The 11404-nt window shown below is 35.8% G+C and carries 10 protein-coding genes; 3 read left to right on the top strand and 7 right to left on the bottom strand.

Going from position 1 to position 11404, the window contains the following annotated elements; all coding sequences use genetic code 11:
• Both BZK14_RS13205 and dnaA read left to right on the top strand, forming a co-directional pair.
• Positions 1-348 (top strand): hypothetical protein (locus tag BZK14_RS13205; protein ID WP_077925005.1); only part of this gene is annotated, 348 nt, incomplete at its 5' end.
• An 82-nt stretch (positions 349-430) separates the two neighbouring features.
• A complete protein-coding gene (dnaA, locus tag BZK14_RS02385; RefSeq protein WP_077925004.1) occupies positions 431-1795 on the top strand; it encodes a chromosomal replication initiator protein DnaA in 1365 nt (454 codons plus the stop codon).
• 35 nt (positions 1796-1830) lie between these two features.
• On the opposite strand, the gene BZK14_RS02380 is transcribed toward dnaA, so the two are convergent.
• A complete protein-coding gene (locus tag BZK14_RS02380) occupies positions 1831-3801 on the bottom strand; it encodes an ATP-dependent helicase (protein WP_077925003.1) in 1971 nt (656 codons plus the stop codon).
• Between the two features lie 2 nt (positions 3802-3803).
• On the bottom strand, positions 3804-4778 hold the full coding sequence (locus BZK14_RS02375) for a KpsF/GutQ family sugar-phosphate isomerase (protein WP_077925002.1): 975 nt from the start codon (positions 4776-4778) through the stop codon (positions 3804-3806).
• A 170-nt stretch (positions 4779-4948) separates the two neighbouring features.
• On the opposite strand from BZK14_RS02375, the gene BZK14_RS02370 reads away from it, so the two are divergent.
• Positions 4949-5395, top strand: coding sequence for a PAS domain-containing protein (locus BZK14_RS02370; protein ID WP_077925001.1), 447 nt, complete (start codon positions 4949-4951; stop codon positions 5393-5395).
• Positions 5396-5476: 81 nt separating this feature from the next.
• On the opposite strand, the gene scpC is transcribed toward BZK14_RS02370, so the two are convergent.
• The 5 genes from scpC to BZK14_RS02345 form a co-directional block, all read right to left on the bottom strand.
• Positions 5477-7009 (bottom strand): succinyl-CoA:acetate CoA-transferase ScpC, encoded by a 1533-nt coding sequence (scpC, locus tag BZK14_RS02365; protein ID WP_077925000.1) that lies wholly within the window; start codon positions 7007-7009, stop codon positions 5477-5479.
• A gap of 83 nt (positions 7010-7092) precedes the next feature.
• A complete protein-coding gene (locus BZK14_RS02360; protein ID WP_077924999.1) occupies positions 7093-9018 on the bottom strand; it encodes an ATP-binding cassette domain-containing protein in 1926 nt (641 codons plus the stop codon).
• 2 nt (positions 9019-9020) lie between these two features.
• The gene (locus BZK14_RS02355) at positions 9021-9638 is read right to left on the bottom strand and encodes a TetR/AcrR family transcriptional regulator (protein ID WP_077924998.1); all 618 of its coding nucleotides are present in this window, start codon (positions 9636-9638) and stop codon (positions 9021-9023) included.
• A 1-nt stretch (position 9639) separates the two neighbouring features.
• Complete coding sequence (locus BZK14_RS02350) at positions 9640-10830, bottom strand: SPOR domain-containing protein (RefSeq protein ID WP_077924997.1); 1191 nt, start codon at positions 10828-10830, stop codon at positions 9640-9642.
• Positions 10831-10835: 5 nt separating this feature from the next.
• Positions 10836-11404, bottom strand: a 569-nt coding sequence (locus tag BZK14_RS02345; protein ID WP_143691281.1) for a 3-dehydroquinate synthase, incomplete at its 5' end; no start/stop codon positions are given.

Here is an 11404-nt window from a genome sequence, read left to right as displayed (position 1 = left end):
CAAAGAAAAGCGCGAATTGCAGATGCTGTCGCACAAATGACAGAGTTACAATCACAAATTGAAAAAGCTCGTTTAGTGGGAAGAGTCCCGTACAATAAAATCGAACTACATGCAACTAAATCAGGTTCAGAAGGTGAAGGCGATGGTAGAAAAGTCTATGTTCGACACAATGGTGAAATTAGGTATAACAACCAACTGATTTACAAAGTGGTTTATACACCCAATAACAATCGATATACATTAAATGCTGTAGTTGAAGGTACATGGATTCCTACAGATAATCAATGTGCACAGCTCACTTTAGATGCTCAAGGAAACTTAGCCCAAAAAAACTACTGCCAAAAATAATTTCGTGAATCTATCAGCATTATTTTATGATTATAGATTTCTTTGCTACAATAACGCCCCGTCATTGGTCTAGAATATTAAAATGGATGTAATTATTGAAGAATGCCTTGAGGAATTAGCCAGTCAAATTCCTGAGGACGACTTTTCTATGTGGGTTGCCCCACTAAAATTTTTGATTAAAGAAGATAAGGTTATTATTTTAGCTGCATCTGACATGATCATTCGTTGGGTGAAAAAAAATTACGAAGATATCATTCGTGAGACTTTTTCAGATAAGCTTGATTCTGAGATTACACTTCAATACGGCGTTGGCACTGAAGATGAATATTCAGCCCCCATTTCTGTCGAAAAGAAAAATAAAAAAAATACAACGCGTGGCGGAAAATCTCGTGATGTTATTAAAGATTTTATTAAAGAATCTGCAATTGAAACAAGTAACTTAAATCATGACTTTACTTTCTCCAATTTTGTTGAAGGTAAATCTAACCAATTTGCATTAGCTGCCTGTGCGCAAGTGTCCCAACATCCTGGCACATCACATAATCCATTGTTCATTTATGGTAATACAGGGCTTGGCAAAACACACTTAATGCATGCTGTAGGTAATTCTATTCGTGAAAAATATCCCGATGCTCGCTTAATCTATCAACACTGTGATAGCTTCATTGAAGATATTGTACGCAGCTTTAGAAATAATACCCATTCAGATTTACGCCATTTTTATAAAACTTTAGATGCGTTATTAATTGATGATATTCAATTGCTTGCAGGAAAAGATACGACTCAAGAAGTATTCTTCCATACTTTTAACACATTACTCGATGGCGGGCATCAGGTAATTTTAACATGCGATCGTTATCCTAAAGAATTAGAAATGATGGAAGATCGCTTAAAATCTCGTTTTGCTTCAGGCTTAATTGTTAATATCGAACCCCCTGAATTAGAGCATAGAATGGCAATTCTATTGCAGAAAGCTGAAAATTGGGGATTAATCTTACCTCAAGAAACTGCTTTCTTCATTGCACAAACGGTTAAAGCTAGTGTTCGTGAACTAGAAGGTGCATTAAAACAAGTCAATGCTATGGCAAACTTTAAAGGATTACCTTTGAGTGTTGCTGTGGCACAAAGTGCCTTAGGTAGCTTAGTAGAAATTCAAAGTCGCCAAATTACACTACCTAATATTCAAAAAGTTGTAACCACATATTACAATTTGAAAAGCAATGATTTAACAGGAAAATCTCGTGCTGCCAATATCGCTAAACCTAGGCAGCTTGCAATGTTTATTTCTCGTACATTAACTAAACATAGCTTACCTGAAATTGGTCGTGCTTTTGAACGAGATCACTCAACAGTTATGCATGCTTGCAGAAAAATTGAAGAAGATTTAAAAACAGATTATGTTTTACAACGCGATTATGAAACTATCAAAGCAACATTAACACATTAATCTCAAAAACCTCCTTATGGAGGTTTTAATCTATTTTAACTTTTTAATAATGCCTGTAAATCACTGAACATTGAAGACACTTGTTCTTTGTGTTCTTTCGATGATATTTCTCCAGGTCTTCGCCAAATAATATTTTCTTCGGGCAATTCATCTAAAAATCGGCTAGGTGTGCAAGATTCCCATTCACCATAACGTTTTCGTTGACGACAATATGTCAAAGCAAGCTTTTGCCTTGCACGAGTAATGCCTACATAAAACAAACGTCGCTCCTCTTCCACCGTATCATTATCAATACTATTTTTATGAGGTAAAATATCCTCTTCCATCCCAACTAAAAATACATAGGGAAACTCTAGCCCTTTCGCACTATGCAATGTCATCAATGTTACAGCATTATGATCTTTCTGTTCACTATCATTCTCTAAAATCGAAATGAGTGTTAAATGAGATAATATTTCTTCAAATGGCATATCATATTGATCCAACCAACCGATCAAATATTCGATATTTTTTTGCTTGCGCTCCAATGATTTTGGCGATGATGATTGGTCACGCAAATAATCCTCATACCCAATACTGTCTAATAAATACTCCAATGCATCTCTAGTCGCGCCTTGCTCCAATTGTATTTTAGTTTTAGACAATACCTTATAGAAATCATGGCATTTAACAGCTAATGTTTTACCTAAATAAGTGCCTAATTGATCATGCTGTAACACTTCATACAATGGTAATTGATTAACTTTTGAAAAGTCTACAAGTTTCTTTAAAGATGCAACACCTATTTCACGCTTAGGTACATTGATAATACGTAATAATGACGCAATATCTTCAGGATTTGCAATAACTTTAAGATATGAAATCAAATCCTTAATCTCAGGTTGTTGAAAAAAACTTGTGCCACCGACAACACGCACCGGAATATTACGCATATTTAAAGCAATTTCATACACTTTAGCCTGATGATTGCCTCGATATAAAATTGCAAATTGACTGTAATCATTCCCAACTAAAGCAGCATTTTCTTCAATGGATAACACGACAAAATCTATCTCATCTTGTGCGCTTTTAAATTCATCCACCGTAATCTCATCGCCCATGCCCAAACTAGACCATAAAGATTTCTCATATAAATGTGGGTTAAAACGAATCACATGATTAGCTGCATTCAGAATATGCCCTGTTGAACGATAATTTTGCTCCAATTTAATCATTTTCAGATTCGGAAAATCTTCATGCAATTTATGAAGATTTTCAGGCCTAGCACCGCGCCATGCATAGATAGATTGATCATCATCACCCACAACTGTTAGTCCATTTTTATGCGCCATCAATAATTTCACCAATTCATATTGGCACAAATTAGTATCTTGATATTCATCTACCAATAAATAACGAATCTCACGTTGCCAATATTTTAAAACTTCTTCATTTGTTGAGAACAACTGAAGCGGCATAAAAATTAAATCATCAAAGTCTAATGCATTATAAATTAACAATTGCTCTCGATAATCTGCATAAGCTTGTACTGTATTTTGCATTAATTCATCTTCAATGCAACCTTGTAAGGTTTCAACAGACTGATGATCATTTTTCCAATTGGAAATTTGTATTTGAGCTAATTTAGCTTCATCACTATCACCCAATAAATCTGTTAACAGTGACAAACTATCTCGCTGATCATAAATGGAAAAACCTTTACGTAAGCCACACAAATGACCATGCTTTTTTAAAATCTGCAATCCCAATCTATGAAAAGTGGTTACCTTTAAGCCCTTTGCTTCCTCTCTTGTCAAAATTGCTTTTGCACGCTCTTGCATCTCTTTTGCAGCTTTATTTGTAAATGTTACAGCATAAACATTTTTAGAAGGGTACGAACATTCTCGGATCAGATAACGAATTTTTTCTGTGATCACCCTTGTTTTACCAGATCCTGCACCTGCTAAAACCAAAAGAGGCTGACTAATAGAATGGACTGCCTCCAATTGTTGCTGATTAAGCTGCATTACTACATAACTCTCGCTTGTAATAAATGATGCATTGTCACAACACCAAGCACTTTATTTTGCATATCTAACACGGGCAACGCACTGATACGTTTTTCTTCCATTAAATTTGCCGCATCTACAGCTAAAGCTGCAGGATGAATATATTTAGGTGTTGCTGTCATGCACTCTTTCATAGTTAGCTCATGAATATCTGTACGATTTGTTAAAGTCCTACGCAAATCACCTTCACTGAATACACCTTTTAAAGTTTGCTCATTATCCGTCACAATAATGATACCCAAAGGATATTTGGTCATTTCCAATAGCGCATCTGTTAAATGATGCTCCTCAGAAACTTCAGCAATCTCCTCATAAGGTGCCATAATATCTTGAACGCGCAATAATAAACGGCGGCCTAATTTCCCCCCGGGATGTGAACGGGCAAAATCATCCGATGTAAAACCACGCATTTCCATCAATGTTACGGCAATGGCATCGCCTAATGCCAATGCAGCAGTTGTAGAAGATGTTGGTGCTAAATTTAAAGGACAAGCTTCTTCTTTAACTTTTGCCAATAAATGGAAACTAGAATTTTTTGCTAAAGTTGATTGGTCATTCCCTGTAATAGAAACAACAGATGTCCCTTGTCGAATTAAAATGGGAATAATAGCAATCAGCTCATCTGTTTCGCCTGAGTTAGACAGAGCTAAGACAACATCTTCTTTGGTAATCATTCCTAAATCACCATGACTAGCCTCAGCAGGATGCATAAAAAATGATGGTGTACCAGTACTTGCAAGCGTTGCAGCAATTTTATGACCAATATGACCAGACTTACCCATTCCCGTCACAACAATACGGCCTGTGCATTGTTTTAATAATTCACAAATTTCATAAAAATTATCATCAATCTTTTCTTTTAATGAAACAACAGCCTCTGCCTCTATCTCTAAAACTCGTTGAGCTTGTGCTATTGCACGTTCTTTTATGTTCATAACTAACCCACATAATCATTTGAATGATCAATTATACCTAAAACATTTACAATTCTCAGTTTATGTTTATTTACTTTATCGTATAATAAAAGCATGAGTGAATAGGTATATAAATCATATTCAATAAACTTATAAACATTTTTAATTTTTGCAAAACTAGGAGAAAACTAATGACTAGTTCTCGCGAAGTCGAATTACATTTATATGATGGTTCAACACGCACTGTAACTGTAACAGATCAAGAAACTGAGTATCCCATCGGGCGTTTAATTGTATCCTATACAGATACCACAGGAATTTTATTACACGCAAACAAGGCTTTTGTCGATATCTCTGGTTATACCAAAGAAGAGTTAATCGGACAACCACAGAGTATTTTACGACATCCTGACATGCCCAAGGCTGCATTTAAAGATATGTGGGACACAATCCAGGCTGGTAAAACTTGGTATGGTTATGTGAAGAATTTATGTAAAAATGGTAGCTATTATTGGGTTTATGCAACTGTCGTTCCTTCTTTTGATCAAGATGGAAAAATTATTGCGTATACATCAATTCGCAGAATGCCAAGCCCAGAAAAAGTAAAAGAAGCTGAAGCACTTTATAAAACAATGTAAATATAACTTTCAAAATTTATACTCAAAAATAAACCCTGCAAATGACAGGGTTTATTTTTAATTAGATAAATGTTGTTTCAGTTATTTCTTTTTTTCGCTCAAGAGCATTGTTCCATGTTTAGCATAATGTTCATGCCATGAAAATGCTTCTGAAAGGATATGAGGTGTTTGGCCACCTTTTTCATTAGCACGCTTAATATAATCTCTTGCTTGCTCTTTAAACTTAGGATGAACACAGTTATCAATGATAATTTGAGCAATCTCTCTTGGTGCTTTACCACGCAAATCTGCATACCCTTGTTCAGTAACAATGACATCAACATCATGGTTAGCATGGTCCACATGCGTAACAAATGGTACGATAGCAGAGATATCCCCACCTTTCGCAGTTGATGTCGTCACAAAGATTGTAATACGAGCATTACGTGCAAAGTCACCAGAACCACCAATACCATTCATCATGTGAGTACCATTAACGTGTGTTGAGTTAATGTTACCGTAAATATCAGCTTCTAAAGCTGTATTGAAAGAAATCACACCAACACGACGAATCACTTCAGGATGGTTTGTAATTTCTTGCGGTCTGAAAATTACTTTACCCTTATAACGTTCTAAATCTTCTGCTAATGTTGCAACACGTTTAGCTGACAATGAGAATGCAGTTGCAGCGGCAAATTTCACAACACCAGCATCGATTAAGTCAAAAATACCATCTTGCAATACCTCTGATGCAACAGTAATATCCTTAAACTTAGACTTAGCCATACCGCTCAATACTGCATTTGCAACAGAACCAACACCTGATTGTAATGGTGCTAATTTTTCTGTTAAACGACCTTCTTCCACCTCTTTTTCCAAGAATGCTAATAAATTATCAGCAATTTTTTGTGTTTCTTCATTAGGTTCAAATAATGGAGATGGAATATCAGGACGATCTGATAAAACAATACCGCGAACTTTAGCAGGGTCAACTTTAATACCAATTGAACCAATGCGCTGGCTAATATCATATACAGGAATTGCATCACGCAAATTCTCGCCTTGATCTTTAGGAATATAAACGTCATGAATACCTTCATATGCCGCTGGTGCACTTACGTTTAATTCAATGATCACATTTTTTGCTTTTTCAACAAAGATTGGTGAGTTACCAACAGAACCTGTTGGAATAATCTGTCCATCTTCTGTAATTGCAGCAGCTTCAATGATTGCAAAATCAATTTCACCTAAAACACCTTGACGAATTTGTTCTGCTGTATGAGATAAATGCTGATCAATATATTTAGCTTCACCACTATTAATCTCTTTACGCAGGCTTGGATTACCTTGGTAAGGCAAACGCAAATTAATTGCTTTATTTTCAGCTAAAACACCATCGGCATCAGGCCCCATCGAGGCACCTGTATAAACATTAACTTTAATTTTATGCTCATTAGCACGTTTTGCTAACGCACCAGGAAATACTTTTGGCTCACCAAACAATGTGAAACCACTCATTCCCAGCGTCATACCATCTTCAATCCAAGATGCTGCTTCATCTGCAGATACAATCTTATCTTGGAAATCTTTGAAACGAATCTTGCTAACTGCTTGTTCTTTTAAATTACTGCTCATTTCATCCTCCTGTCACAATTCGTAACTTGTATGTTATCTGTAGTTCAAGATACTATACACAAATAAACCTAAAAGCAATACGATTACATTTGTGATCGTTTTTGCTCAAGTTCTTCCCATCGCATAAATGCTTCTTCTAATGCTTCATTTTTTTGTGCTAACTCATCTAAAACCTTAGTTTGCTCCTGATGGTTTTGTTGATAAAAATCAACATTTTGAGTTTGCTGTGATAATGCATCAATCTCTTGCTCTAGTGTTTCCAATAATTTTGGCAAAGACTCTAACTCTCGTGTTTCTTTATAGGAAAGCTTAATCTTTTGAGTCTTTGTTTCACTTTCTGCTATCTTTTTCTCAACAGCAGGTGCTTTTTTTTCAATATTTTTTTGTTGCTGTACTTCTGTATTTGCAAAATATTTACGACTTTCAATACTGTCTAGCCAATCAGTATATCCGCCAACATATTGGCTAATGTGACCATTGCCTTCAAAAACCAAAGTAGATGTCACCGTTTTATCGATAAAAGCACGGTCATGAGAAACGATCAATAACGTACCTTCAAATCCTAACAACAACTCTTCTAATACTTCTAAAGTTTCAATATCTAAATCGTTCGTTGGTTCATCGAGCACAATCACATTAGCAGGTTTGGCAAATAATTTAGCCAATAACAGTCGATTACGCTCACCGCCAGATAAAGCCTTAACAGGGCTGCGTGCTTTTTCTGGTGTAAACATAAAATCCTGTAGCCAGCCGATAATATGCTGCTTTTTACCATTAATTTCTATAAAATCACTACCTTCAGAAACATTATCAATAACACTTTTTTCTAAATCTAACACTGAACGTAACTGATCAAAATAAGCAATTTCTAATTTTGTGCCAATTTCAACTTTACCTGACTGAGGCTCAAGCTGTTGAAATAATAACTTCAATAATGTTGATTTACCTGCACCATTTGCACCGATTAACCCGATGCGATCACCACGCATTAAAGTAATACTAAAATCATGAATAATGTTTTTACCATCAATACTATAAGATAGATTCTCAGCACTGATGACTCGTTTGCCTGATTCTTTACCCTCTTCAAAATTCAGCTTAGCAATACCTTGCTTTGAAATTCGCTCCTTATACTGCTCTCGCATTGCTTTTAAAGCGCGCACACGACCTTCGTTACGTGTTCTTCTTGCCTTAATACCTTGGCGAATCCACACTTCTTCTTCCGCCAAACGTTTATCAAACAAAGCACGCTCTTGTGATTCAGCATGCGCCATTTCTTCTTTACGACGCTGATAATTTTGATAATCACCAGGAAATTCAGACAAAATACCACGATCGAGTTCAATAATTTTATTGGCAATTTTCTCTAAAAATTGACGATCATGGGTGATGAATAACAATGCTCCTGAATAATTTTTCAAGAGCATTTCTTCTAACCATAAAATTGCATCGATATCTAGGTGGTTCGTTGGCTCATCTAATAATAATAAATCAGGTTCAGACACCAATGCCTTACCTAATAAAACTCGACGAATCCACCCACCTGATAAATTAGCAATCACTTCGTCTTTTGGAAGTGCTAGCTGAGTAATAATTGTCATCACTTTTTGATCTAATGACCAACCATCAACAGCCTCAATCTCTTGCTGTAGTCGGCTAAGCTTAGCCAAATCCATCTGCGCTTCTGGTTGCAATAACAGCTGGTGATATTGAACAAGCTTTTCTCCAACTTCTGGTAAGCCCTCCGCAACAACATCATAAACTGTTTGCGTTAAATCCCTTGGAATATCTTGCGACAGTGAAGAGATTCTATAACCTCTATCAATAATAATCTCGCCATCATCGGGGACAACATCACCCAAAATTACTTTCAATAATGAACTTTTACCTTCACCATTTCTACCAATCAATGCAACTCGATCACCTTTATCTAAAGTAAAATCAAGATCTTTTAAAAGAGGACGATCGCCAAATGCTAATGAAATATTATGTAATGTTAAAATTGCCATACTTATGATCTATTCTGAATCCCATAAAGTGCGTTACTCACAACGCCTTCAACAACACGCTTGGTATCATATTCCATTCGTGAACCAATACTAAACTTATGATCGAGACTCAACATTGTTACACCATGCACAGCTCCCCATAATCCTCGAGTTAATAATTCTAATTCATCTTCATTTGATTTAGGTGCCAATAAAGATAATTGATAGCTAATGACTTTAAAAAGATTTCTGATATGTATGAAATATTCTTCAGTTAACAGCGCAGAATCAGTTACTCTATGCATAAAAATAGCCTGCCATTTTTCTTTATGTTCAAAAGCAAAATCCACATAACTGACAGCAATTTGCATCAATGCATCATAAGGTTTGAGAAGATCACGTTCAGTTAAATCCCCTTCTATTTTAGCTAACAGTAATTGTAAAGTTCGTGCATTTAACAAAAGCATTAAATCATCAACATTTTTAATGACCATATACAATGAACCAACCGTATACCCTATCTCTTTTGCAATTCTTCGTGTCGTGAGTTTGCCATACCCTTCTTCAACCAAAATTTTTTCAGCGGCAACAATAATCATTTCTTTCAATTCGTCACGAGAATGATCGTTACGTCTACCCATTTTAAAATTCCTTTCTAACTTTCAAAGGTAAGCTCTGCAAACTTGCGGGCAATTTCTCTTTTCCCTGTTGAGCCTGTGCTTTGCTACCATACGGACCAATATATGCAACCCAAATGTTAGAGCCTTGAGATTCAATCTTAATAAACTGCGCCTTTCCAGGAATAGATCGCCCCTGCAACTTTCGTACCAATTGCTCTTTCGACCGATCCCTTGCTAATTCTATCACATAACTTAATATTGGTTTTTCATCAACATCTATACTCGCAGAGTCAATCAAGCTAGATTTTTGTACCATAAATATCGGCCCTACAAATATCTGTTCCTGAATGGGTTGAACTACCTTCACAGGAATAACCTCTTTCCTTATAGGTATTGGCTCTGATGTTATTCTAGGTTCTAATACTATTTCCTGATGAGGTACAACATCATTAACCTCATATTGAAACCACAAAAATACACCTATTAATGGCAAAGATAATACTACACCAACGATCCACCAGATTGCAGAAGACTTGACTTGCTGAGGGTTGATTAAATATTGCTCTAATAGTTTAATTAAACGACCCGCATAACCATATGATAAGCTATGCAGATGATTGACTTCTGACATACTCAAATTTTTTGTCTGATGAGTATAATGGTAAACTTTATCAATGAATTGCTTAGCTTGCATAATTGACATACTCGGCAAAGTTACCATCTGAGCATCTTTTAACAATTGACGAGCAGCTAGATAAATAGGTGCTACGCCCATAAAAGTTACAAGCGTGACTCGGCCATCGTAAAAGTCAGATTCTGTCAATATATTGATGATGTCTCCAATAATATCATCCGGTAATGCTTCGACATCGTCAATCAGCATATACAAATGCTCTTTATCTTCTAAAACTGTTTCTAAAGCTAAACTAAAACGAGTTCTACGCTCTTGGCTTTTAAATATCGATGAAATCTGAAGAGTGGCACCATGGCTGTAAAGAATACTCCCATCATGTCCATTGAATGCGATAGCACCGACATTATCATCTTCAGATAAGACTGAAACAACTTCTCTTAAGATTCTACTTTTGCCTGATCCATTTGGCCCTTGTACGGAAATCAGGCTAACATCAGTTTTTTGACATAAACTGATCAAGCTACTTAAAATATGATCATACGGAGTAACATCTATCCATGGTAATCGATCTAATTTCAAAAGTATTATTCATCCTTTATCATAGTCATTGTAAAAGCTTCTTCAATGTACTCCTTAGGAACATTTCCAATCACAATACCATGTCCAATATCAGATAATAATATATAGCGAATATCTGTCGATGTATTTTTTTTATCAAGTAGCATAGCATCCCACATATTTTCAAATGAGAAATGTTGTTTCATAGTTATTGGCAACAAAAATGCTTTTAACATTTCTTCAATTTCACATTGCTGATCAACACTCATCAACCCCATCTTTGTAGAAACAATTGCGGCCATCCTAACGCCAACAGCAACCGCTTCACCATGCAATATCCCTTTATAACCCATGTTTTTTTCAATGGCATGCCCAAAAGTATGCCCTAGATTTAACAAAGCTCGATTACCTTGTTCGAATTCATCCTCCATGACAATTTCTTTTTTATTCTGACAAGATCGTGCAACCAATTCCTTAATCACACTTTTATCACGCATTAAAATGGCATCTTTATTTGCTTTTAACCAATAAAAAAATTCTTGATCACGAATCAAGCCATATTTAATGACCTCAGCTAACCCACTAATGAACTCTC

This window comes from Wohlfahrtiimonas larvae, from assembly GCF_002006755.1.
GTDB lineage: Bacteria > Pseudomonadota > Gammaproteobacteria > Cardiobacteriales > Wohlfahrtiimonadaceae > Wohlfahrtiimonas > Wohlfahrtiimonas larvae.
The sequence above is the reverse complement of the archived record's forward strand: the minus strand, read 5'-3'. Positions and strand labels throughout refer to the sequence as shown.